Annotated in this window: 27 protein-coding genes, 2 tRNA genes and 1 other annotated feature; of the genes, 12 read left to right on the top strand and 17 right to left on the bottom strand. The window is 41.1% G+C overall.

The window, feature by feature from the left end; genetic code table 11:
• Positions 1-17 precede the first annotated feature (17 nt).
• On the bottom strand, positions 18-572 hold the full coding sequence (locus LC608_RS00940; RefSeq protein WP_100898647.1) for a Dps family protein: 555 nt from the start codon (positions 570-572) through the stop codon (positions 18-20).
• Positions 573-1,014: 442 nt separating this feature from the next.
• Here LC608_RS00940 and LC608_RS00935 point away from each other — a divergent pair, with 442 nt between their 5' ends.
• Entirely contained in the window at positions 1,015-1,272 is a 258-nt protein-coding gene (locus tag LC608_RS00935; protein ID WP_229551743.1) for an Asr1405/Asl0597 family protein, read from the top strand.
• Positions 1,273-1,335: 63 nt separating this feature from the next.
• Positions 1,336-1,989, top strand: coding sequence for a (2Fe-2S) ferredoxin domain-containing protein (locus LC608_RS00930; protein ID WP_229551742.1), 654 nt, complete (start codon positions 1,336-1,338; stop codon positions 1,987-1,989).
• Positions 1,990-2,230: 241 nt separating this feature from the next.
• On the opposite strand, the gene LC608_RS00925 is transcribed toward LC608_RS00930, so the two are convergent.
• Positions 2,231-2,371, bottom strand: a complete 141-nt coding sequence (locus tag LC608_RS00925) for a hypothetical protein (RefSeq protein WP_229551741.1) — start codon at positions 2,369-2,371, stop codon at positions 2,231-2,233.
• On the bottom strand, positions 2,362-2,667 hold the full coding sequence (locus LC608_RS00920; RefSeq protein ID WP_229551740.1) for a putative toxin-antitoxin system toxin component, PIN family: 306 nt from the start codon (positions 2,665-2,667) through the stop codon (positions 2,362-2,364). Before LC608_RS00920 ends, LC608_RS00925 begins: the two co-directional genes overlap by 10 nt.
• Before the next feature lie 291 nt (positions 2,668-2,958).
• Between LC608_RS00920 and LC608_RS00915 the strand changes: the two genes are divergently transcribed.
• Both LC608_RS00915 and LC608_RS00910 read left to right on the top strand, forming a co-directional pair.
• Positions 2,959-4,935, top strand: a complete 1,977-nt coding sequence (locus LC608_RS00915) for a long-chain fatty acid--CoA ligase (RefSeq protein ID WP_229551739.1) — start codon at positions 2,959-2,961, stop codon at positions 4,933-4,935.
• 42 nt (positions 4,936-4,977) lie between these two features.
• A complete protein-coding gene (locus tag LC608_RS00910; protein WP_229551738.1) occupies positions 4,978-5,427 on the top strand; it encodes a YlqD family protein in 450 nt (149 codons plus the stop codon).
• Between the two features lie 74 nt (positions 5,428-5,501).
• Here the strand turns inward: LC608_RS00910 and LC608_RS00905 are convergent, their stop codons facing one another.
• Positions 5,502-5,972 (bottom strand): hypothetical protein, encoded by a 471-nt coding sequence (locus tag LC608_RS00905; protein ID WP_229551737.1) that lies wholly within the window; start codon positions 5,970-5,972, stop codon positions 5,502-5,504.
• A 463-nt stretch (positions 5,973-6,435) separates the two neighbouring features.
• Between LC608_RS00905 and LC608_RS00900 the strand changes: the two genes are divergently transcribed.
• Both LC608_RS00900 and LC608_RS00895 read left to right on the top strand, forming a co-directional pair.
• Complete coding sequence (locus LC608_RS00900) at positions 6,436-7,740, top strand: dihydrolipoamide acetyltransferase family protein (RefSeq protein ID WP_229551736.1); 1,305 nt, start codon at positions 6,436-6,438, stop codon at positions 7,738-7,740.
• Between the two features lie 161 nt (positions 7,741-7,901).
• Complete coding sequence (locus LC608_RS00895) at positions 7,902-8,780, top strand: Rpn family recombination-promoting nuclease/putative transposase (protein ID WP_229551735.1); 879 nt, start codon at positions 7,902-7,904, stop codon at positions 8,778-8,780.
• An 8-nt stretch (positions 8,781-8,788) separates the two neighbouring features.
• Here the strand turns inward: LC608_RS00895 and LC608_RS00890 are convergent, their stop codons facing one another.
• From LC608_RS00890 to LC608_RS00875, 4 genes are all read right to left on the bottom strand, one after another.
• Positions 8,789-9,601, bottom strand: coding sequence for a class I SAM-dependent methyltransferase (locus tag LC608_RS00890; RefSeq protein WP_229551734.1), 813 nt, complete (start codon positions 9,599-9,601; stop codon positions 8,789-8,791).
• A gap of 106 nt (positions 9,602-9,707) precedes the next feature.
• Positions 9,708-10,241, bottom strand: coding sequence for a helix-turn-helix transcriptional regulator (locus LC608_RS00885; RefSeq protein WP_229551733.1), 534 nt, complete (start codon positions 10,239-10,241; stop codon positions 9,708-9,710).
• A 41-nt stretch (positions 10,242-10,282) separates the two neighbouring features.
• Complete coding sequence (locus LC608_RS00880) at positions 10,283-10,549, bottom strand: hypothetical protein (protein WP_229551732.1); 267 nt, start codon at positions 10,547-10,549, stop codon at positions 10,283-10,285.
• A gap of 221 nt (positions 10,550-10,770) precedes the next feature.
• A complete protein-coding gene (locus tag LC608_RS00875; RefSeq protein ID WP_229551731.1) occupies positions 10,771-11,952 on the bottom strand; it encodes an RtcB family protein in 1,182 nt (393 codons plus the stop codon).
• A 304-nt stretch (positions 11,953-12,256) separates the two neighbouring features.
• Between LC608_RS00875 and LC608_RS00870 the strand changes: the two genes are divergently transcribed.
• From LC608_RS00870 to LC608_RS00850, 5 genes are all read left to right on the top strand, one after another.
• A complete protein-coding gene (locus LC608_RS00870) occupies positions 12,257-13,144 on the top strand; it encodes a class I SAM-dependent methyltransferase (RefSeq protein WP_229551730.1) in 888 nt (295 codons plus the stop codon).
• The gene (locus LC608_RS00865) at positions 13,141-13,869 is read left to right on the top strand and encodes an HAD family phosphatase (RefSeq protein ID WP_229551729.1); all 729 of its coding nucleotides are present in this window, start codon (positions 13,141-13,143) and stop codon (positions 13,867-13,869) included. The genes LC608_RS00870 and LC608_RS00865 overlap by 4 nt, the downstream gene beginning before the upstream one ends.
• A 65-nt stretch (positions 13,870-13,934) precedes the next feature.
• Positions 13,935-14,007: transfer RNA gene (locus LC608_RS00860), tRNA-Ala, on the top strand.
• 294 nt (positions 14,008-14,301) lie between these two features.
• Positions 14,302-15,363, top strand: coding sequence for a trypsin-like peptidase domain-containing protein (locus LC608_RS00855; RefSeq protein ID WP_229551728.1), 1,062 nt, complete (start codon positions 14,302-14,304; stop codon positions 15,361-15,363).
• 39 nt (positions 15,364-15,402) lie between these two features.
• Positions 15,403-16,662, top strand: a complete 1,260-nt coding sequence (locus LC608_RS00850; RefSeq protein ID WP_374108351.1) for an SUMF1/EgtB/PvdO family nonheme iron enzyme — start codon at positions 15,403-15,405, stop codon at positions 16,660-16,662.
• Positions 16,663-16,726: 64 nt separating this feature from the next.
• Here the strand turns inward: LC608_RS00850 and LC608_RS00845 are convergent, their stop codons facing one another.
• From LC608_RS00845 to rplS, 9 genes are all read right to left on the bottom strand, one after another.
• A complete protein-coding gene (locus LC608_RS00845) occupies positions 16,727-18,013 on the bottom strand; it encodes a DUF4041 domain-containing protein (protein WP_229551726.1) in 1,287 nt (428 codons plus the stop codon).
• Between the two features lie 581 nt (positions 18,014-18,594).
• Positions 18,595-18,987, bottom strand: a complete 393-nt coding sequence (gene rplL, locus LC608_RS00840) for a 50S ribosomal protein L7/L12 (protein ID WP_229551725.1) — start codon at positions 18,985-18,987, stop codon at positions 18,595-18,597.
• A 92-nt stretch (positions 18,988-19,079) separates the two neighbouring features.
• Entirely contained in the window at positions 19,080-19,691 is a 612-nt protein-coding gene (gene rplJ, locus LC608_RS00835) for a 50S ribosomal protein L10 (RefSeq protein WP_229551724.1), read from the bottom strand.
• A gap of 63 nt (positions 19,692-19,754) precedes the next feature.
• Positions 19,755-19,923 (bottom strand) — a sequence feature (ribosomal protein L10 leader region).
• 70 nt (positions 19,924-19,993) lie between these two features.
• Positions 19,994-20,707, bottom strand: a complete 714-nt coding sequence (rplA, locus tag LC608_RS00830) for a 50S ribosomal protein L1 (protein WP_229551723.1) — start codon at positions 20,705-20,707, stop codon at positions 19,994-19,996.
• A gap of 116 nt (positions 20,708-20,823) precedes the next feature.
• Positions 20,824-21,249 (bottom strand): 50S ribosomal protein L11, encoded by a 426-nt coding sequence (rplK, locus tag LC608_RS00825; RefSeq protein WP_100898684.1) that lies wholly within the window; start codon positions 21,247-21,249, stop codon positions 20,824-20,826.
• 6 nt (positions 21,250-21,255) lie between these two features.
• Positions 21,256-21,897 carry a transcription termination/antitermination protein NusG gene (gene nusG / locus LC608_RS00820; protein WP_229551722.1) on the bottom strand — a complete coding sequence of 214 codons (642 nt, stop codon included), beginning with the start codon at positions 21,895-21,897 and terminating at the stop codon, positions 21,256-21,258.
• The gene (secE, locus tag LC608_RS00815) at positions 21,897-22,118 is read right to left on the bottom strand and encodes a preprotein translocase subunit SecE (protein ID WP_229551721.1); all 222 of its coding nucleotides are present in this window, start codon (positions 22,116-22,118) and stop codon (positions 21,897-21,899) included. The genes nusG and secE overlap by 1 nt, the downstream gene beginning before the upstream one ends.
• Positions 22,119-22,297: 179 nt before the next feature.
• Positions 22,298-22,370: transfer RNA gene (locus LC608_RS00810), tRNA-Trp, on the bottom strand.
• Between the two features lie 145 nt (positions 22,371-22,515).
• Positions 22,516-22,878, bottom strand: coding sequence for a 50S ribosomal protein L19 (gene rplS / locus LC608_RS00805; protein WP_012412089.1), 363 nt, complete (start codon positions 22,876-22,878; stop codon positions 22,516-22,518).
• 154 nt (positions 22,879-23,032) lie between these two features.
• On the opposite strand from rplS, the gene LC608_RS00800 reads away from it, so the two are divergent.
• On the top strand, positions 23,033-23,974 hold the full coding sequence (locus tag LC608_RS00800; RefSeq protein ID WP_229551720.1) for a glycosyltransferase family 2 protein: 942 nt from the start codon (positions 23,033-23,035) through the stop codon (positions 23,972-23,974).
• Positions 23,975-24,168: the final 194 nt, after the last annotated feature.

The raw sequence follows: 24,168 nt of genomic DNA, 5'->3' as shown, positions 1-24,168 counted from the left end.
TCTAGATTATGAGAGTTTTAGCTTTGAGCAGCTTGGACAAACCCTAAAGTTAAGCTGTCTTTAGCGAGGAAGTGAGATAAATGATATGCACGTTCCTCAGTTTTCAACAAAATCTTTTCATACAGATAGCGTGTACCCCGATCGCCTAAACTCTCTGCCTGAGCAGCTTGACGACGAATTACGCCAATGATTGCTTGTTCGGCAGCTAGGTCATTTTCCACCATTTGGCGAGAGGAATATACACCTTCAGATTCTTGTTCAAAACAGGTTAATTCTGCGAGTTTGCTGAAGGTTGCTACTGGCACACCACCCAGACCATCCAAACGTTCTCCAATTTCATGAACGTGGTCTTGTACTTGGTTGTAGCTTTCGTTAAAAAACTCATGCAGAGAGTAAAATTCTGAGCCTTCAACTACAAAATGATGCTTTTGGTACTGCAAATATAGTGCCTGGAAACTAGCTAATACAACGTTGAATCCTTCTGTCACTGGAGCAGTTACGCTGTGATCCAACAACACAGGGTTGTCATATACATTACCAAAATTCCGTAACAAAGTTTGTGTTTCAGACATTGCGTTCCTCTCTTTTTAACAGTTATAGATTTTAACTGCTTATTCCTTACATATTAACATTTTAATAAGAAGCGCAAGCCAATTCGCCATCACAAGATTTTGTATTTTTGCTTACTAAAAATCTCAAGTTTATTGTTGGCTGGATGATGGCACGCTCATCAAGTTGCATAAAATTCTCATTACTATTGACATCACAGCTTAAATGTGTATTTTCCCAATAGCAGCAGGCAGAGAAAATAAAATTTTCTCTTCTTTGTCTCTTTAGATCCCGCTTTCAATATGGTATGGCTGCAAAAATTTGATTTTTTTTCCAAAATTACTGAGAATTGTTTGCACTTAAGGTATGCTGGTTTAAAGACGCTAAACTCCTCAGACTTTTAAAAAGCAGAGAGTTAAATGGCAGTAGTTACTGCAAGTTTGTTGCACTTTGAGGGCAATTCTCTTGAAATCGTTTAGTTCAGAAATAGAAAGTAACCACCTTGTAGAGGTGAATTGGGCAGATCGCTGGCAAGTCTATCAACGCCTAAAGGAGTTAGACATTCCCTGTAGTTGTCAGGCTAACCAGCCATTGCAAGTTGAAATTGACTCTCCTATGACAGTTATTCAACTTTGGAGTGTGATACGGCGATTAACAGCCTCCCGTCAAGACCAGATTTGGAATCTTCAATGCTGCTGGAAAAGTCGCTATCAACAGTTGTAATCTTTAGCTGTTGCTGAGAATATCTCGCTTGATAGCTTGTATTAGTTAAAAGGAGGTTAAAAAATGGGTGCATCTCAGAGCATAGAAGTATCAGAGTTTTGCCTTGAGGGCAGATTTATAGATTTTGTTATTAAAGATGGCTATAAGCTTAAAGGCTTAATGCTGGGGACTCATGAGGGTGAGTCTTATATTAAACTCGCTAAACATTTACGGGCTGCTTTTGACTTGCGCTTACCACCAGGCACTTGGCTGCAAGTTGTTGGTTACAAAAAACATGATTTGAAGGATGGCACTGTTACTCTGAAGGCTGAACGGGTGATGGCGGCGCGTTCTCAGATGGTGATTCAGACTGCTACCCCTGTGCCAGAATCCCCATCTATTGATAATGCCAAGGTAAAACCAGCTAAAAGTAAAGCTACTATTTTGGTCTGTCAAAAGTCCGATTGCATGAAACGCGGCGGTAAAGCACTTTGTCAGGCGTTGGAGGCGGCTTTAAGCGATCGCGGTTTAGAAGACCAAGTTACAATCAAAGGCACTGGTTGTATGAAGAATTGTAAAGCTGGGCCAAACTTAGTTATGCCAGACAAAACGCGCCATAGCCGAATTCAAGCTACACAAGTTCCGGCCTTGATGGATAAGCATTTTGGTGACAAGAGTTTAGAAACGCAGCCTGAGAATTTAAAGGAAGGAGCGATATTTAATGCTAAGTTTTGCTGAAAAAATAGCGAAATCTTGACATTTGAATGAGAAAGCTTCATAATATCTTCATTAAGTGTGTTCCATTAATACTCGGCATTAGACTTTTGCCAAGTGTTTGCAAGAGTTTTTAATTAAGCGATCGCCTACGATTTGTCATGAGCAAGGCAAAGTAGTAGTGGCGATCGCTTAATATTTGTAGGCAATTGGGTTTAGCGAGAGGATATCATGAGGAAACTCAGCGTCCAGCCTCCTGACTTGATTATTCAGGTATAACCAAGTTCAGAAAATCTCTGGCATTGACAATTGCAATACCTTGATAACTGCCCAGAGGTAACAAATGCCGCTTGTCGCCTGTAACAATATGAGTTGCATTCCCAACAATGGCGCACTCTAGTACCATATTATCTTTGGGTCAGTAGTGAGAAAATTTAAAGTGTTGGCAATTGTGATTAATCGTAGAAAACTAAGCAAATCAGCTATTGTCTCAATTACTTGAATAGGCGTAAATTTCAACTTCTGTTCTAATTTTTTGGTTAGTTCATCAAGTATTTCTGGACAAATTAAACCTTTTACCCGGCCTTGGCGTGCCAAATCAATACAGTGATAAGGACTACCTTTCCAGCCAATAGCAGAGAGCAAAACATTTGTATCAAACACTATAAGTAGTAGTAGCGATCGCTTAATATTTGTATGCAATTAGATTTAGGGATGCCTGGGTTGGGCTACGCCGAAGCAAAGCAGTTTGTCATGAGTTGGCTAAAATCGCTTAATTTTAGACGCAATTAGGTTTAGCCGCCAGTCTCCCGAAGGCAAGTTAGCTGGGATTTTGCGCTTACCCGTTTGTCCGCCAGAGATTGAAATCTCAGGCTCATAGCGCAAGTCCACTCAAGTGGACTGAAACCTTTTTCTAGTTTTGTTTAGAAGACTTTAGGTATAACAAAATAAGCTAAGAATTACGATCCGTTTACGATATTTAGGTAAGGTGTTATGTCAACAACCCAAACCGCGTCTTCTTTTTTATCTAACATCAGTGAACAAGAACGCCAGGCATTAAAGCGGTTGGTAGATTACACAAATGTGGAATCACTGCCAGAAATTTGGCCTTTGGCATCTGGGCGATTTGGTGATGTTGTCGCCCTCCGCAACCCTCATGCTAAACCAGAAGTAGCGATTACTTATACCCAATTAGCAGAGCAAATGCGACTATTTGCTGCTGGGTTGCAGGCGTTAGGAGTGAAGGTAGGCGATCGCATTTCCTTAATTTCTGACAACAGTCCTCGCTGGTTCATTGCCGATCAAGGGATAATGACTGCTGGAGCCGTTGATGCGGTGCGTAGCTCCCAAGCAGAAAAAGAAGAACTGCTGTTTATCATTGCTAATAGTGGCAGTACAGCAATAGTAGTTGAAGATTTAAAGACACTTAAAAAACTGCAAGACCGTCTCAAAGATTTACCAATTCAGGTGGTAATATTACTTTCGGATGAAGCACCACCGACAGACGAAACCTTAAAGGTGCTGAACTTTTCCCAGTTGATCGAAATTGGGAAAAATCATAATTTTGTGCCAGTCAAGCAAAATCGTGATGCTTTAGCAACCTTAATTTACACCTCTGGCACCACAGGTAAACCCAAGGGTGTAATGCTGTCTTATAACAACTTGATGCACCAAGTACTCACTTTCAGGACAGTAGTACAACCAAATCCGGGCGATATGGTTCTCAGTATTCTACCTTCATGGCACAGTTACGAACGAACTGTTGAATATTATTTACTATCTCAAGGTTGCACACAAGTTTATACCAACTTGCGCTCGGTAAAAGCAGATTTGAGACAATTTAAACCCAACTACATGGTGGGTGTACCCCGGCTGTGGGAATCGATTTATGAAGGAGTGCAAAAGCAGTTCCGCGAACAACCAGCCAAAAAGCAACGCCTAATTAATTTTTTATTGAGCAATAGTGAGAAATATATCAAAGCGCGGCGAGTTGCTCAAGGATTGAGTTTAAATAATCTTCATGCTTCAGCCGTCGAACGATTAGCAGCTAAAATACAAGCATCTGCTTTATTACCCCTCCATGCCTTGGGAGAACGACTGGTTTATGCCAAAGTGCGAGAAGCCACAGGAGGACAAGTTAAGCAGATGATTAGCGGCGGCGGTGCGCTTCCCAGACACATAGATAATTTCTTTGAAATTATTGGTGTGCAGATTTTGCAAGGTTATGGCTTGACAGAAACTTCTCCTGTTACCCATGTACGTCGTCCTTGGCGGAATTTGATTGGTGCATCAGGGCAACCACTACCCGCTACAGAAGCTAAAATCGTAGATCCTGAGACAAAAGCGCCTTTACCAGTAGAAAAGCGAGGCTTAGTATTGTTGAAGGGGCCGCAGATTATGCAAGGCTATTACCAAAATCCTGAAGCGACAGCGAAAGCAATTGATGCTGAAGGCTGGTTTGATAGCGGCGATTTGGGTTGGCTGACACCACAAGACGACTTGGTGCTAACTGGCAGAGCAAAGGATACGATTGTATTGACCAACGGGGAAAACATCGAGCCACAGCCGATCGAAGATGTGTGTTTGCGATCGCCATACGTGGACCAAATTATGCTCGTCGGCCAAGATCAGCGCAGCCTGGGAGCCTTAATTGTCCCCAACGTCGAAGCCTTAGAAAAATGGGCAGCAAGTCAAAATTTGACACTGGATACGCACAACGATCAGGTTGCTTCTTCACCTAGTCAAAAAATTGACTTCGAGAGTAGAATGATCCAGGATTTATTTCGGCAAGAATTGAATCGGGAAGTGCAAAATCGTCCAGGCTATCGACCGGATGACCGCATCGGAACGTTTAGACTGATTCTCGAACCGTTTTCCATCGAAAATGGCTTGATGACACAAACACTGAAAGTTCGCCGACACGTCGTCACGGAACGCTATCGCGATATTATTGACGGCATGTTTGCCTGATGATTCCACCTCCCAACTAGTAAGAGTGAACGTGAAATATTTATGGATGTCTCCAAATCTAACTTGCTCCTGAAACGTGTTGTTAACGTCAAAGTCATTGTGACTCCCCTTTGGAAAGAGGAAGTACAACAGCAGCTGCAAACGCAAATCAATCAACTTGATCAGCAACTGCAACAGCTAGACGTAGAAGGACAAAGAGCGATCGCTGCAATTCAAAAGCAGAGTCTGCAACCACCTGGCCCCCAGACTCTCCAACAAATTGACAATATCCAACTCCAAGTCAATCAAAAGAAAAGTGAATTTCTAGAGCAGAAAAATCAATTGCTGCAAAACCTCCAGCAAGTGCAGTTTCTTCAGCAAGATCAGGAAGTCAACCAATTTCAAATGGAAGGCTTTTTCCGGGCAGAGATCGGTGATAACCTGATTAGCAAAATGCAGGTCGAAATCGTTCTGCGCGATGGCGTTGTAGAAGAAATTCGCGGCGACATTTAATAAAGTTAGGAGTTAGGAGTTATGAGTTATGAGTTATGAGTTTAAATTCCTAACTGCTCACTCCTAACTCCTAACTAATTCCTCACTCCAGCCCAAACAATTTGCCATACTGGAGGTGAGCTAATAAAAAGCGATCGCCCAAAAGTAGTCATCTCAACTCGATATTTTATACCAACTGAATCATCATCCCCCTTGATTTGCGTAATCGTCACAAGGGCCTGATTTCGTTGTGGATAAGCTACCTCTACCTTTCGCGTTCCTCCCAGTGATGCTAGGTCGTCAAAGGCATTCAGGGCGAGAGTAGCAGGATCGCTACCTTGAAGAGATGAGTTGAGCTTTTCTAAAGGTATGGTTTTAAAATTTGAACGCTCTGAGTATGCCACAACCTCTTGAGACTGATGTATTGCTCTCACCTGCTGGGTTTGTGTATCACTAGTCTCAACAATCGGTGCAGATTGCTGGCTCTGGGTAAAATAGACTCCAGCGCCAGCAGTGGCAAAGATACTTAGTATCACAATCAAAAAGAATTTCAACTTTGCCGACATAAAAGTAAACAGGAATTTCAAATAGGTTTATGACCAATTTTGAATTCTAGATTGAACTGCATCCTATATCCTCTACCTGTGAGAAGCTCCTGTATCTTAAGCAGTGGTTATGAGGAATATAAATAGCAATCCCATTTAATTTGTGAGAAACTCGTGATGGTTGTTCCAAGTCAACGACTAAAACGAGATCGAGATATTGGCTAACCATTGACGATAGCTCTGTATTATAGACCTCTAAGTTATATTTAAGTTCCTAGAATCAAGGGTTAAGCGTCAAGATTTCAGAGTCAAAAGTTAGTAACTCTCCTCAGTACAGACGCGATTAATCGCGTCTCTCCTACTCCCCACTCCCTACTCCCCAATTAAAATATAAAATCTCCAGTCCAAAACTCTCCCACCAAGATACAATTCGATCTGATAAAAACTGTTAAATTCCATAAACCATTGATTCCCAAACCACCCTATGAGCATTCACGAAGTATTTATGCCGGCGCTGAGTTCCACCATGACCGAAGGCAAAATCGTTTCCTGGGTGAAATCGCCAGGGGACAAAGTGGAAAAAGGCGAAACAGTGGTGGTTGTAGAGTCAGATAAGGCAGATATGGATGTAGAAACCTTTTATGAGGGATTTCTTGCCCATATCATAGTTGAAGCTGGTGAAACTGCCCCGGTAGGATCTGCGATCGCCTTCATCGCCGAAACGGAAGCTGAAATTGAACAGGCGAAATCTCTTGCCAATTCCTCTGGTGTGGCTGCTACTACTACCGCTTCCCCTGAACCAGTCCCCGCCAGCACAGCCTCAGCCGCAACACCTGCCTTAGCGTCTCAAAACGGGTCTAACCACAAAGAAGGAAGGCTTGTAGCTTCACCCCGGGCCCGCAAATTAGCCAAAGAACTCAAAGTTGATTTAACTACACTCCAAGGCAGTGGCCCCCACGGTCGTATTGTCGCCGAAGATGTAGAAGCATTGTCCAATAAAGGCAAACAATCCGCCCCTGCCCCAGTTGCCCCACCAGCGCCTGTACCAACCAGCGCCCCAGTTGCACCCCCAGCACCTCGCACACCAGCACCCGCACCCGTGGCGGCGGCTGTTCCTGGTCAAATCGTGCCTTTAACTACCTTCCAAAATGCCGTAGTGCGGAACATGGTAGCTACCATATCCGTGCCCGTCTTCCGTGTCGGTTATACAATTACCACCGATGGATTAGACAAACTTTATAAACAAATTAAATCCAAAGGCGTGACAATGACAGCGCTACTGGCGAAAGCTGTAGCGGTAACGTTGCAAAAACACCCATTGTTAAATGCTAGTTACTCAGACCAGGGTATTGTTTATCATTCTGATATCAACATTTCTGTAGCTGTGGCGATGGATGATGGCGGATTAATTACACCTGTGCTGCAAAATGCAGACGCAGTGGATATTTATTCTCTATCGCGTACTTGGAAATCTTTGGTAGAACGTGCGAGGGCAAAACAATTACAGCCCCAAGAATACAACAGTGGTACTTTTACTCTGTCCAATTTGGGGATGTTTGGCGTAGATAAATTTGATGCAATTTTACCGCCTGGACAAGGTTCAATTTTAGCGATCGGGGCATCCCGTCCGCAAGTAGTAGCAACACCCGACGGTTTATTTGGCGTGCGGCAACAAATGCAGGTGAATATTACTTCTGACCACCGGATTATTTACGGTGCCCATGCTGCGGCGTTCTTGCAAGATTTAGCGAAATTGATTGAGACAAATCCTCAATCTTTGACACTGTAGTTTTGAAAAGACACCAAATTTAAGTGTTAGCGCTATCAGCGAACATTACTTTTTCGTAGAGTAGCGCTAACAATAAATAATACTTAAACTAAATTTTTGATGGACAAACTATGTAGCGATATCACGTCTTTACATGAGTTTATGTCCAAACTGATATCAAAGTGACATACGACAACACCCTGAAATATCTGGTTGAGCAGTATCCAGAAGATTTTATCCGCTACTTACTCGCATCTGAGGCAACGGATATCCAGATTCTCAAAACAGAATTAAATCAAGAACCAATCCGTGCTGACTCAATAACCTTTTTGCAAACTGCTAATCAAATACTGCATTTAGAGTTTCAAACCTTACCAGCATCCACTCCACCCTTGCCACTACGGATGTTGGACTATTGGGTGCGACTATATCGACAATACAATTGTGATATCGAGCAGATAGTAATTTTTCTTAAACCCACAAATTCAGAAGCTGTATTTGTAGATCAATTTACTGCCCGCAATACTACCCACCGTTACCGCGTCATCCGAATTTGGGAACAAGATCCAGAACCTTTATTGTTATCTCCTGGTTTATTGCCTTTGGCAACTTTGGCGCGAACAGATTCTCCTCAAAGCTTACTTCAACAGGTAGCAGTTCAGGTGAGTATGATTGAAGAAGAAGCCACCAAGCAGAGTATCTCGGTATGTACCCAACTTCTAGCAGGGTTGGTATTCGAGCCAGAACTAATTCGTCAGTTTTTAAGGAGAGAAGATATGAGAGAATCTGCTATTTATCAAGAAATTCTTGAAGAAGGACTGCAAGAAGGTAGACAACGAGGCATTGAACAAGGAATTGAACAAGGAATTGAACAAGGAAGACAATCAGAACTAAGGCTAGTGATGCGTCTATTAACTCGTAGGCTTGGTTCAATTAATTCTCAGTTACAATCTCGATTGCAAGAGTTATCCTTGGCTCAGTTAGAAAACTTGGGTGAAGGATTACTAGATTTCGCCAGTGAGGCTGATTTGATGAATTGGCTTAACACAATAGAAAGTTAGAGTTGGCTTTAAACCTTTCGACCACTTACAAAAAAAGTCAGATTTTCATACCAAGCTCCTTGCTCGGTAGTTTCTACTTCAATTTTTTGACTAAATTCTGCTTTTAATTCTGCCATTTGCTCTGATGAAAGTTCTAACAAGGGATTTTCTCTAGGATGAAACCATCCACCATTCCATTCTTTAGCTTGCTCTAGATTGCGGTAGAAACCTAGTTGTTGGGTCTTCACTTCAATATTTTGAAAACCAGTTTCTGCAAGCAGATGATGACATTTTTCGGGTGTGCCTGTTGGGTCATTGATACTTGTCAGCGAAATGCCATGTTTCTTACAGATTTCGATTATGAGTGGCGCTCCGCAAGATTCTTCAGAGCAACAAGAAAAACCGATGACTCCCCCTGGTTTAAGAAAACGATACCATTTACGTAGAGCAGAAGGAATATCTTTAAAATAGACTATTGCTGTAGAGCAAAGAATTACATCGAAACTCTCATCATTGAAGTCGATATACTCAGCGTCGGCTTCAATAAGTTCGATATTTTGTAAGCCTAATTCTTCAATTTTCTGTTGTGCTTGAGCTAGCATCCCTGAAGAAAAATCTACTCCAGTGACTTTTTCTTCGGAACCAATAATTTGTGAAACAGCAATGGCAATGATACCTGTGCCAGTTGCCATATCCAATACTTTTTGTCCCTTTTGCAGTTGAACTAAATCTAGTAGAGGCAGAGCGCGATGAATTGTGTAATCGTTGTCGTAGCTAGTTCTGCTATCGAAGAAATCAATTACTCTTTTCTTATACTGTTGTTCGTATTGGCTATTTTGCATGATATTCTCGATTTCACTGGTCAATTATGAGAATAAATTGTAAGTGAAACTTCTGTCTTCTGAAAACTTGCTTTCAAAATGTTTAAATCTTGCAAAATCCCAAAATTTATATCATTTCTCTATATGCTTTGGGTGTGATTCCTATATGTTTACGAAAAAGGGTAGTAAAGTTGCTTTGGCTAGAACAGCCTACTTGAAGTGCGATTTCGATAAGAGAGAATTGAGTATAAGTGAGTAAAAATTTAGCTCGTTCAATCCGACATTGAATGACGTATTCATGTGGAGAAAGACCCATTAAACGTTTAAACCAACGACAGAATGAATAAGAACTCATATTCACTAGACTAGCCAGTTCTACCAGCGTTAATTCTAGTGTTAAGTTGTCATAAATATAATCAATTACCTCCCGTAATTGACGCTTGGAAAGATTAACCTCAAATGGAATTAGTTGCCGTGTTCCAGAATAAGTCTTAAGGAGATGGGCTGCTAGAGCGATCGCAAGTGATTCACCATATAGTTTACCAGATGGACATCCGGCTTCAAGCTCTATTTTGAGTGCCATTCCCAGATGAAGAATTTGGCGATTGCAGACTTCGCGCTGTGGGATAATTTCAATATTGCGATAGCTCCCAATGATCACATCATCTGCTACTTTCTTAAATAAACTGGAATCAAAAGAGACTAGGATAAATTTGATTTCCTGATCATCTGCGTACTGTGTAACCTTCCACCTGCTAGTCGCCAGTCTATTTGGCATGAATTAGCAAGCCAAATATTAATGCTGTGCTGCTGTAAGCAAAGCTCTGGACATTCAAAGACGGGTAAATGATGCTGTTCAACCACAATCCCGTTCCAGTGATTAGTGCTGGATAAGATAGGAGGTTTGCAGCTCATCGGCACAAGATTTCCGCTTGCCACCTCAATGGCTGAGAGTTGTTCAGATTTCATGTTGCCTACTCAATTATGAGCTACTACAAAAAAGATAGTAAGCTGATGCGTGACAAAATTACACTATTAATTTATTTTCGCTAGCGTTGCCTGATGGCTCTATTTGTTCAGCCGATTCACTTAAAACAATCATTTCTTCCTCAGCGTACCTCTGCCCTTACCTCAGCGTCCCTCTGCGTTTAAAAAAAATAAAAAAGGTGGGCATTACCCACCCTAAAAATTTATCCCTTAACACAGAGAACTTGCTTGAGCGTTGCTACAACTTCAACCAAATCTGCTTGGTTTGCCATAACTCGCTCTATCGGTTTATAAGCACCAGGAATTTCATCTAACACACCCTCATCTTTGCGGCATTCTACACCATTTGTTTGCTCAATTAAATCATCAAGCGTATAGACATTTTTTGCCTTATTTCTTGACATCAAACGCCCTGCACCGTGAGAACAAGAGCAAAAACTGTAGGCATTACCTTTACCCTTAACGATGAAAGACTTTGCCCCCATCGAACCAGGAATAATCCCATAATCTTCAGTCTGGGCGCGGACTGCACCTTTACGAGTAACGTAAACATCCTCATCAAAATGCACTTCTTTTTCGGCGTAATTGTGATGACAATTAACCTGCAATAAAGGTTTAGTTGCCTTCCCACCTACCAGATGCTTCTCAACTATGCGCTTAAAACGCGCCATCATCACATCGCGGTTGACACGCGCATAGTTTTGTGACCATTGCAAATCGTGCCAGTATGCTTGAAATTCTGGTGTATCAGCGACGAAGTGAGCTAAATCAGGGTCAGGCAATTTATTACCTGCCATTTTTGCTAATTCCCTGGCTGTGTGAATATGACACTGGGCGAGTTTATTACCGATGTTACGCGAACCAGAATGCAGCATCAGCCAAACTTGATTCTCTGTATCAAGGCACACTTCAATAAAATGGTTTCCTCCACCGAGAGAACCCATCTGTTTCATTGCTTTACTTTGGAGGTCTTGCACACCGCGATGCAAGTCTTTAAAATCATCCCAGTGTTGCCAATTGCTGACAGATTTTTCAACGTTTTTATTTTCGTTGAATCCAGTAGGAATTGCAGCTTCAATATCCAGGCGAATTTTCTTCAGTTTGCCTTCTAGTTGTTCAGCAGTAAATACTGTTTTGATAGCGCTCATCCCACAACCAATATCCACACCGACAGCAGCCGGGATAATTGCCTCTTTGGTTGCAATTACAGAACCCACTAAGGCACCTTTTCCTAAGTGAACATCTGGCATTAATGCGACGTGTTTAAATACAAATGGTAATGAGGCTACATTCTTTGCCATCTTAGTTTCTTCTGGGCTTAAAGAGTGATTCGCCCAAGATAAGACGGGTGCTGGTGTGGTAATTTCTAACTTTTCGTAGGGCATAATTTTTTCTATTTTAGATTTTAAATTTTAGATTTTGGATTGAGTATAGGGCAGTATGATTTATAACTCATTACCTAGTTAGTTGTAGTAATTTAAATGTTTATTGTCTTTGATTTGGCTTGCTCAATTTTCCTGAAGCTGAAGAACTACTCTTAGGAGTTATATTTATATACTACAAATGTAACAAATTAAATTACAATTGTCAAGTTTATACCATAAAGAGGAAACAGGTATTTACCAGATGTATTAAAATTTGTAAAGAAAATAACTCTGTTTAAATAACCCCTTAGAGTTCTGACAGAATATGGCAGTGCGTCAAGATACAATTTGGGAACGTTTTTTATCCCCTGTAGTGCGTCTTTTGATTGATGAAGACGGCTTGAAGCGTTACGCTGATAGTATTGACTGGGAGAAGGAGTGCGATCGCTTCCGACGAGATGATGTCATAATTCCAGCGTACTACAGCAGCCAAAACTTTCACGGGATTACAGGCGGATATCTTAATTACGGTGCAGCAGTTAGTTACGATCCGATTACTCAATATGTTCTGCCACCGAATGAAACTATTGTCCGTCAGGCTTTAGTTGATGCCGTCAAGGTAAAACCACGACGCATACTTGATTTAGGCTGCGGTACAGGTTCCACTACTTTAATGTTAAAGCAAGTTTTCCCCGAAGCGGAAGTTATTGGTTTGGATTTATCACCCTATATGCTCGTAAGGGCAGAAGATAAAGCTAGAAATGCTGGTTTAGATATAGTCTGGCGACACGGGAATGCTGAAAAAACTGGTTTTAGAGATGCAACATTTGACTTAGTGACAGCTTCTTTGCTATTCCACGAAACACCAGATGCGGTGTCCCTAGCAATTCTGCGGGAAAGCTTCCGGTTGCTGGTAGCTGGAGGGCAAGTATTAATTCTAGATGGGAATCAGAAGACTCTGCGTCAGTTAGAATGGCTTAATGATGTTTTTGAGGAGCCATATATTCGTGAGTATGCTGCTGGTAGCGTGGACGCGAATATGGGTGCAGCCGGATTTGAAGCTGTGCGATCGCACGATGTATGGTGGATAAATCAGGTAACTAGCGGCATTAAACCAATAGCAAGCGAAAATATCCGTCAGTATATTCCCATATCAATAGATAATAATGATTTGGAGGGACTTGGATCTCCAGCATTTGGCATAAGGGCATGAGTTTAAAGGCAGTTCTCTTTGATTTTAATGGTGTCATCATTAACGATGAGCCAATCCACCTGCAACTGATAGATGAGATTCTCATTGAAGAAAATCTCCAACCCCAACGGGTGAGTGAGCGTCAAGCTTCTCTTGGACGCAGCGATCGTGCTTGTTTTGGGCAACTACTCGCTAATCGTGGTAGAGTTGCTAACGAAAGCTATTTAACTCAGTTGCTGTACCGCAAAGCCCAAGCCTATGTGGTGGAACTAGAGAAAATCGAGAAACTGCCTTTATATCCAGGCGTAGAAGATTTGATATTTCAGGTGCGATCGCGGAATCTGAAACTAGGTTTAGTTAGTGGTGCTATTCGCCAAGAAATAGAATTGGTACTCCATCGAGCTAAACTGGCTGAATATTTTAAAATTATCGTCGCAGGTGATGACATTACCACCAGTAAACCAGAACCTGATGGTTATCTACTGGCAGTGAAACGCCTAAATAAAGAATATCCAGAATTGAATCTTCAACCACACGAGTGTCTGGCAATTGAAGATACCCCAGCAGGTATCGAAGCGGCGAAGCGATCGCACATGCAAGTTGTCGGTGTAGCGAATACTTACCCATTCCACATGCTCCAGCGTTGCTGTAACTGGACTGTTGATTATCTCAGTGATTTGGAACTCGAACGGGTGCAGAAGGTTTATTCTCAAAAACAGCCTCAACCATCGGCAACTGAATGTTAGAATACTATATGGTGATAGTCTATTGAGTTAATGAGTAATATTACTCTTGACTTAGCATAGATTTTGGGGAATTAGCTCAGTTGGTAGAGTGCTGCGATCGCACCGCAGAGGCCATCGGTTCAAATCCGTTATTCTCCATGTGTCCATTAAATAATTATTGTCCATTTTAAACAATTAATGTCCATTTTTTCCAAGTTCAGGGGCATAAGTTACGTATTTTCGCGGCTTTCAGCAATCAAATCAGTTTTAAAGAATTATTGTCCAAATTTATGTGACACAGTTTAGCCAGATATACGGACTCTAATGTTTATCTAGTTTATTTTTCTCGTTTTCCAGCCCAGCGTGATATCAAATTACTGTATTATTTTACTCTAGTACAATATAATTTTAGCAGCCGAATTTGCTATTGCTTTGCAAATAAAGACTCTAGATATGATCAACCTAGAACCTGAAGATCGCAAACAATTGATAACTTTTCTCAAAGATATACCAGAACTAACTACAGAGCGATCGCGTCAGCAAATTTTGGAACTAGCGGATTTAAAACAGTTGTCACCAATGATTGACCTTTCTGGTGCGCCCTTTGTCGTAGTTAGTGAGATAGTCAGCTATTTATCTAACTACGGGCGTTTAACTTATGACCATGAAGCATTAGGACTGTTCTTAAATACTGTAAAAGGCTTTGTGGGAGTGCAGCAGCAACAATTTTTAGACACGCTGTTAATAAAATATGACATGATGACGCCAGTCGCAGCATTACCAGCGATAAATGACTGGCGAGGAAGAGAAACTGTAGCAGACATATTCGAGAAAATAATTGGAGAAAATACCTTACGCCCAATATCATTTTTGCACAAGGGGTTTCAGGTTGCGCGGTCAGTTGCCTATATTGGGGTGCGAACAAGCCAAGAACAATGGTCAGGTACGGGGTTTCTTGTAGCTGAGAATTTATTATTAACTAACAACCACGTCCTAGCTAGTAGAAATTTCCTGCAAGGTACAATTTTTCGTTTTAATTATGAGGAGAATTTCCAAGGGGAAGCTCAAATAACTGATGAGTACCGCCCTAAAAATAATGGAATTTTTCATACCAACCAAGCTCTTGATTACAGTTTAGTTGAGATTGAAGGACAACCTGGAAAAAAATGGGGTTGCTTGCCATTACAACGGAAAGAAATTAGGCGCGATAGCCGAGTCAATATTATTCAGCATCCACAAGGGCAACCAAAACAGATTTCTCTTCAAAACAATTTTGTGCAATATGTGGGCGGTAATGTAGTGCAGTATGTAAACTCTACTTTACCAGGATCTTCCGGTTCCCCTGTATTTAATGATAGTTGGGAAGTGATTGCTTTGCACCATGCAGGAGGTAATATTACTGAACCAACAACCCAAAGACGTTTATTTAGAAACGAGGGCATACTGATAGAAAGCATTTTAGCTGATTTACCTTTAGAACTTGTAGACTTACTTAAGGTATCAAAAGACACCTAGTCTTGAATATTTTCTACAAGTATTTATAGTTGAAAAACTATGGAAATAAAGCCAAAATTGATAAAACTGTTAGTAAAAATGCCATCCACTCACACCAATAGTGAGCGTAAGGCGCTTTTGAGTATCACGGGATTTGATTATTTAATTCCAAGAATCAATACACTTGATAAAAGTAATTATGTCTTTTTTCCTGAATTAATTGAACTCCTATTATTTGAAGGGCAAGCTACATTATTAACATTCCTTCGTTCCCTTGTAGATAGTGAGTTGGTAGGCTGGGAAACTAGGGGTAAACTAAACGATTTTATTGCACAAATTGAGGATTTAGAACCTCGACAAGGGAATAGAGAATTCAACGAACTAAAGAATAATCAAAAGCTCGGTACTGTTTGTACTCCTAACCAAAGTGCTGAAGGCTTAAAAGAACAACAAAGTATAACAATTGTCCCATCAGTTCCCGGAACTAAAGCTTTTGAATTTACTGTGGTTACGATAAATGCCCAAGGCAAAGAAATTGACTCTCGTCAAGGACAAGCCTTCTGCTTAACTGAACAACTTGGTAATGGGGTAATACTAGAAATGGTTTATATTCCGGGAGGAGAATTTTGGATGGGTTTCGCGGAATCAGAGGGAAAGCGATATTCTAACGAAAGACCTCAGCATTTAGTTACAGTCAAACCATTTTTTATTAGTAAATACCCTATTACACAAATACAATGGAAACAAATTGCTTGTTTGCCAGAAGTCAGTCAAAAGCTCAAGCTTCGCCCATTACGGCAAGGAGGCAACAGCCACCCTGTAACTCAGGTTTCCTGGTTTGATGCTGTTGAGTTTTGCGATCGCCTATCTCAAAAAATAGGTCACAAGTATCGCCTTCCTAGCGAAGCAGAGTGGGAATATACTTGTCGTGCTGAAACTATGACACCTTTCAATTTTGGAGAAACTATTAACTTCAATTTAGCTAATTACGATAGTCGTTACCCCTATCGTTCAGAAACTAAAGGAGTTTATCGTCAAACAACTACAGAAGTAGGCATTTTTCAGCTTGCGAATTCCTTTGGATTGTTCGATATGCATGGGTTAGTTTGGGAATGGTGTTTAGATAATTGGCATCAAAATTATGATAAAGCACCTACAAACGGAGATGCTTGGCTAGAGAGTGATGAAAATAATGCTCGTGTTATACGTGGTGGGTCATGGTGTAGCGAAGCGTTGTTGTGTCGTTCTAGTTCTCGCCAGTTTCATTATGCAAGCGAAAAATCAAACAATATTGGTTTTAGAATTGTTCGCTCACTGTAATATTTAATTAATTACACTAAGCAATTTTATTTGCTTCTAAATATTTCTGATTTACGTTTTATAGCTATTCCTTTTTACGCGCAGCTAGAGTTTGCCGATATTCATATGCTTTAGGAAATTTTTCAAACGCATCTATTCTTAAAAATATGACACTTTTTCTTTGTATTTCTTTAATTGCTGCCTCAATTTCATCTATTGAAACTTCAAAGAAATCTCTTCTTGAATTCACTACATTAACTCTTTTATCATTAAAACGTTGATGTAAATTTTGTAATGTCTCTAAAGCATCTTCTGAGAAAATTTTGAAGTGAATATCAAATTGAAATGGAACGTTAGGATTCATTTCTTTGATATATTCATCTCCACGAGATGTCATACAAATTCGATATATATTTTGACCAAGAAGAGAACCAATATTAGAAATTATATAAATGTATCCTGATTTGAGCCTTCTTGATTCAGATATAGCATTTTCTTTTTCACTTCTGTCTTCTGCAACTAGTCGTTCTAACTCCTTAATTTTCGTCTCCAATTGTTCTTTTTCTTGTTCTTTAGCTTGTAATAATTCCTGTCGAATTTTATCAATTTCTCGTTGGTGAAGTCTTTCTCTTTGTTCTGCATCTTCTGCTCTTTTTCTTTCCCTATCAATTGCTTCACGTTCTTTATTCTGCTTTCTAACTTCTTTATCCCTTTCTTGCTCTTGCTGCTTTTTATCTTCTAATTCATATTGTAAATCTAACTCGATAAATTTAAGTTGCAAATACTCTGATGAAATTTTAGCCTCGAGACTTTTTAAACATTTATTGTATTTTTCAAAAGCATCATTTATTTTTTTATTCAAAGAGTCAATATTATTATATCTGACTTCTTTGATTGCATATTTACAGCGTTCTTCAAATGCTAGTTCTACCAATTTAAGAAGATCATTTATCATTCTGTCGCCTTTTCTTGTACTATTATCAAAAGTTAATTGAGTATTACAAATGTAGGCTTGATTATTTTTCCGCATGTTTTCTTGTTGTAACTTGATATCCTTCAGCCGAAGGATATAGTCATCAGAACTAATAAATTCATATTTTTGTTCGTAAGCATCTATAGACTGAAGATAGAGTTTTCCATTAATTTCATTAAATTGCTGCTGAAGATTTATGACTTGGCTATTCAATGATTCTTGTTGGTTTTCGAGTAGATCAATATTTGACACCAACTGTTGTTGATATGCCTCTTTGTCATCTAATCCGTCATACCTGCTTAATCTTTTTCTCAGCCGAGACTCTGCAATTAGCGATTGTATTAATGCGGCAAAAAGTCCAGCTGCTAATACCAATAACCCCAGGTTTGTTAACGACATAGAATTTAGTATTACCACTGCTATACTTTATAACTTAGTTTACAATATTTATATTTAGAATATATAAGTATCCGATGTGTAACTTTGCGACGCAATCGCAACATTAATTTGATAACACGTTGATAACATGACAAATAAATTGTTATCCGACAGCAGAACAAAAAAATAATCAATCACAGATGAACATAGATTCTCGTAGGGGTGCACACCTGTGCATTAGTGCCAACTTAACGTAAAAGTCATGTTCCGCAAAGAACTAAAGTTCCTTGCTAATAGCAAAAGTTATCTCTTGATGACTAAATATACGCAAAAATCTTTAGTCTACTTCAGTAGACTTTAGCTGTTAGCCTTGAACTTTAGTTCCAGGCGGATGAGGAAACCAACAGTTAAGCTATTTCTAGGCTTTTGTTGACACCAATGATACCTGTGCGCCCCTACCCATGTACCTCATTCAAATGAGAATCGCTATAGTAGTTTTTGTAGTTCTACTGGTTGACCGGAAATCATACTTAATTTGACTAACAACAAAAAAAGGAGCCTAAGTTAGGCTCCTTAATCAAAAACTGGTAATAAAATTGTGACTACTTAACAGTCACCTTACCGCCAGCTTCTTCGATGCGCTTCTTAGCATCTTCAGCAGCATCCTTAGCAAGACCTTCTTTAACTGCCTTGGGCGCAGCTTCTACCAAGTCTTTCGCTTCTTTCAGACCCAAACCGGTCAATTCCCGGACAATCTTCAGCACGGCAATCTTCTTATCAGCTGGTACTGATTCGAGAATCACTTCAAACTCGGTTTGCTCAACAGCTTCCTCAGCCGGAGCAGCACCAGCAGCACCAGGCATCATCATCATGCCGCCAACAGGTGCAGCAGCACTCACGCCAAAAGCTTCTTCAATTTGCTTGACTAACTCAGAAGCTTCCAACAAAGAAAGGGTTTTTAGTTGTTCTAAAATTTGATCGGTTGCAGCAGACATTGATATAACTCCTGTAATTTTGATTATTTATTAGTCATAGTCATTAGCCTTTAACTATAGACTTTTGACTTTTGACTGATGAACCATGAAGTCTATTCAGCAGCAGTTTCGGTGCTACTATCAGCTTCAGTAGCGGCTTGGGTACTGCTATCTTGAACAGCAGCATCAGTGCTACCACCACTTTGCTCTTGTTCGGACACAGCCTGCAAAGCACGAGCCAGTGAACCAGGAACTTCGTTGATACCCACAGCAATCTTGGTAGCCAAGGCGTTGATAGCCCCAGCAATTTGGGCGATGAGTTGTTCCTTAGATGGCAAGTCTCCCAGTACCTTGACATCAGGTTCTTTGAGTAGGCGACCTTCCAGTACACCACCACGAAGTTCTGTTTTCTTGGTGACTTTTTGGAATTCTTGGTATGCCTTAATTGCCGATGAAAAATCTTCTTTTACCAGCAAAAAGGCGGAAGAACCGTTAAGTAATTCCGACATAGGTTGCCATTTTTCATCATCTTTAATGGCAATGCCCATTAGGGTGTTCTTCGTCACCTTACAAACAGTACCACTGGGACGCAGCCGCCGCCGTAAATCGCTAATTTCAGCAACAGTTAGTCCCTGATACTCTATTACCAGTGCCAGAGTTGACTCACTCAAAGTTTCTTTGAGGTCAGCTACTATCTCTTTTTTATTTTCTAGTGTTCTACCCATTCCAATCTCACCTCCTTAAAATAATCGGTGAAGTGCCCTACTTGTACGTTTCTTCTAAACCTGAACCCAAACAACAAACCCCAGCTAATCTAGCCGGGGTCGAGTATTAAGACTCTTGACGCCATAGTTATCACACCTTTAAGGGTGGTAATTCTGACTATTAGAGTTTTAACCTCGGCAGGATATTTAAGCTATTAGCACCTGCTGTCTCCGGCTTTGCCTATTTAATTTAAAGTTAGGAGTGAGTAGTTAGGAGTTAGAAGTTTTATTCTTAACTCCTAACTTATAACTCATAACTCTTATTAACCTGCTTCGCTCAGTTTCAAATCTCGTAGGGCGGTGACATCAATTTTAATCGATGGCCCCATTGTGGCTGACACATAAAATGTGCGCCAATAACGACCTTTAGCCCCTGAAGGACGGTTACGGTCGATCGTTTCCTGCAATGCCTTCAGGTTGACTAATAAATCTTCAGGAGAGAATGTTGTCTTACCAAACATAACATGGACAATGCCAGTTCGATCAGCTCGGAATTCCAATTTACCAGCTTTGAATTCTGCGATCGCACCTGCTAAATCAAATGTTACGGTTCCACCCTTGGGCGATGGCATCAAACCACGCGGCCCAAGCAACTTACCCAATTTTGCCACCTGTGGCATCACATCGGGTGTGGCAATCAGCTTGTCAAAATCCATTCTACCTTTTTGGATTTCGTCAATCAGCTCTTCTGAACCGACTATATCAGCACCAGCGTTGCTTGCTTCGTTGACCTTTTCGCCTCTGGCAATCACCGCTACCCGGACGATTTGTCCTGTACCTTTGGGCAATGCTACCGTTGTCCGCAACTGCTGGTCTGTATACTTAGGGTCAATTCCCAGCCGGATATGCGCTTCCGCAGCTTCGGTAAATTTAGCTGTTGCTGTATCTTTGAGGAGGGCTAAAGCCTCTAAAGGCTGATAGTCCTTATCTTCTACTTTTGCTTGCAGTCCTTGCAAACGACGCGATATTTTTGGCATTTTGTTCTCCTGGGGTAATTCCGAAGCTTCGCCTCTCCCCCGATAATTTTTCGTTACTTGTCCTTTGTCCTTTGTCGCTAGCTTTTGACTAATGACTAATGACCAATGACCAATGACTAATCCGTGATTGTTACACCCATATTTTTAGCCGTTCCTGCCACAATCTTCATTGCCGCATCTATGTCGTTGGCATTAAGATCAGGGAGTTTCGTTTGGGCTATTTCTTGCAATTGGGCTTTGCTAATTGACCCAACCTTCTTTTTGTTGGGTTCATTAGAGCCTTTTTCAACTTTTGCCGCCTTCCGAATCAGCACTGATGCTGGTGGCGTTTTGAGTACAAATGTAAAACTCCGGTCTTCAAAAACCGAAATTTCTACAGGTATCACCATTCCAGCTTGGTCTGCTGTTTTGGCGTTGTACTCTTTGCAGAACATCATGATGTTAACGCCATGTTGACCCAAGGCGGGTCCCACTGGCGGTGCTGGGTTGGCTTTTCCAGCATTCAGGGCCAGTTTAATGACCGCCACTACTTTCTTCGCCATTTGTATTTAACTCTGTTTCTCTACCTGATTAAATTCCAGTTCTACTGGTGTATCCCTGCCGAAAATTGAGAGCAAGGCTTTAAGTTTACTCCGTTCTGGAGAAACTTCAATTACCTCGCCTTCAAAATCTTTAAATGGGCCAGAAAGCACCATTATCTTATCACCAGTAGCCATGTCAATTTTGAGAACCGGCTCTTGTTCGCTGGTTTGTTTGAATATACGTTCGACTTCTGAAGAACTCAATGGTATGGGGTTCACATGACCGCGACCCTTACTGCTACCACGCTTTTGTTCTGCACCAACAAAATTAATTACATGGGAGGTATTTCGTACCACCTGCCAGGTATCATCATCCATCATCATCCGCACCAGCACATAGCCAGGGAAAACTTTTTCTTCTGTATGCTGGCGACTGCCATCTTTGCGGATTTTCACCGCCGGCGTTTGCGGAATTTCTACCTGAACAATTTTGTCGGCTACATCAAAAGTTTGAATGCGTTGCTCTAAGTTTGTCTTTACACGTTTTTCACAGCCTGAGGCTACTTGCACTGCATACCAGCGTGCTTCTTTTGACGCTGCTTCTGCTGTTTCTGCTGTTTCCTCCGACTGGAACGTGGAGTTGCGAGGTTCGTCTGTTGCAAAAGTCATCAGAACACCTGTTTTGCTGCCCAACCAAACAATCCATCGACCAAGTATATCAAAGATGCAGAGAGTGTAACCATTAACAACACAGCTGCGGATTCGCTCACTATCTGTTTCCGACTGGGCCAAACGACTTTTTCAAGTTCTTCTTTGGTTCCCTGTATGAAGTTGTTAAAGCTAAACCCATTTGTGGTTTCTGGCAATTCTGCTTCACTTTTTTTGGCCACGACCCTTAATTCTCCCGTTTGTCACTTAATTTTGGTCATTCAGGTTTGCAGTTTCGACTTTATTTCACTTACTGAAAGCAAAACAACTACAAATACAATAAGTTTACCCGAAATTATTATCGCTAACTGCTATATTAGCAGTCGCGTAATTATTTCGGGCTTTGTTTTTTGCTCTTGAGCGCGCCCTGGAGGACTTGAACCCCCGACATCAGGTTTTGGAGACCTGCGTTCTACCAACTGAACTAAGAGCGCACAAGCTGTTTTTGATTCAGTTATTGCGCTGAACTAAGTTTCAGTTTAACGCAACACGCGATTTTTATCATACCTTAATTTCGTCGAGAAAACAAGTTAGCGGCAGATGCCGCTTAAGATTTCTCTCATACTATTGAAGGACGAATCACAAAGGGCGGTCAAACCGTTGCTTGATCCGGGTTGCCTTACCTACGCGATCGCGGAGATAATACAGTTTAGCACGGCGTACCTTACCACGACGTAATACTTTGATGCTGTCAATCCGGGGAGAATGCAACAGAAACACCCGCTCAACGCCCACACCTTGAAAAACCTTACGGACTGTAATCGTTTCGTTGATGCCACCGTTGCGCTTGGCAATCACTACTCCCTCGTAGGGTTGTACACGGTACTTTTCGCCTTCCTTGATTTTCACTCCTACTTTTACTGTGTCGCCCACATAAATGTCGGGCAGATTCGATTTTAGCTGTTCCGCTTCAATCGAGCGGATAATCTCTTGAGCGCTCATAGTCTTTCTGTCTGCTTAAAAAAAATCTCACGATCATCAATGATAAATCGATAATCCTATTTCAGTCTACTTGTTAGGATTAATAATTTTACTGATACAACAGCCTAAAGTTCAAAGCTATATTGCAGAATGCCGTAACACAGGGGTGAAATTTATGAAGTTTAGCGTCGTCATCAGTACCTATAATCGCTTGAATTTGCTCCAAAGAGCAATTGATTCGGCTCGTAACCAAACAATCCAGTGTGAGGTGGTTGTTGCCGATGACTGTTCTTCTGATGATACCCAAACCTATATTAAAAGTTTAGGGGACAAGGTTGTTTACCATCGTAATGAAGTGAACCAGGGCCATGCAGCAACGGTAAATGCTGGAGTTGCCAAAGCTAGCGGCGACTGGATTAAGTTTTTAGATGATGACGACTATTTAGCACCCAACTGCATAGAAGAGATGATTAAGGCGATCGCACTTCGTCCCGATGCTGTAATCTGCTCTTGTGTGGCGGCTCAGGTGGATGAGCATGAAGTTGAACTCAGTCGCACTCCCCAAGTTGGCCCCGGTTTAGCTTTTTATATCCCACAAGCCGATATTCACTACGGTATGCTCTTAGAGCTTGTACCATTTGGCACACCTGTACAAGTTGCTTCCCGACGTGATGCTTTTCTAAAAAGTGGTGGTTGGGACTCCACACTTGATGCTAACTGTGATGACATCGATTCCTGGATTCGGATTGCCCAGTTTGGCGATGCTATTTTCCTTAATCAGTGTCTTGCTTACCGTACTGTCTGGACTGGTGCCTATAATCAAAAGTTTTCTTTGTCTCGGCGCTTGGCGACAAATATTTTGATGAAGGAAAAAATTTACGCCTTGGTAAGTGACCAACATCGCTCAAAGATTCCCGTGTTTCAGGATATAAAAAATTACCTGAAACTTCATTGGATTTTAGTAGCACTAAAGCAAAAAAATATCAAGAGTTTTCTTTCAATGATAGATGCGTCCGTACTTTCTCCTCAGTCTTGGAAGTTTTTGCTAACTGCTGCTTCATCACGCCGTCAAGGGAACAATTCTTTGGTTCGTAAACTTGTGTTGATTGAGCCGTAATTTTTTAACAAAACAGAATTCAGGAGTCACACCATTTTGGATTTTAGATTTTAGATTTTAGATTTTAGATTCTGGATTAAAGAATTTAGGACTTACGCATGAGTTACGGAATAACGAACCGCAGAGGCGCAGAGGGCACCGAGAAATCAGAGTTTGAGAGATTTTTTGCGTAAGTCCTAGAATTATTCCACGTA

Origin of the sequence: Nostoc sp. XA010, assembly GCF_020829625.1 — a bacterium.
Classification (GTDB): domain Bacteria; phylum Cyanobacteriota; class Cyanobacteriia; order Cyanobacteriales; family Nostocaceae; genus Nostoc.
The sequence above is the reverse complement of the archived record's forward strand: the minus strand, read 5'-3'. Positions and strand labels throughout refer to the sequence as shown.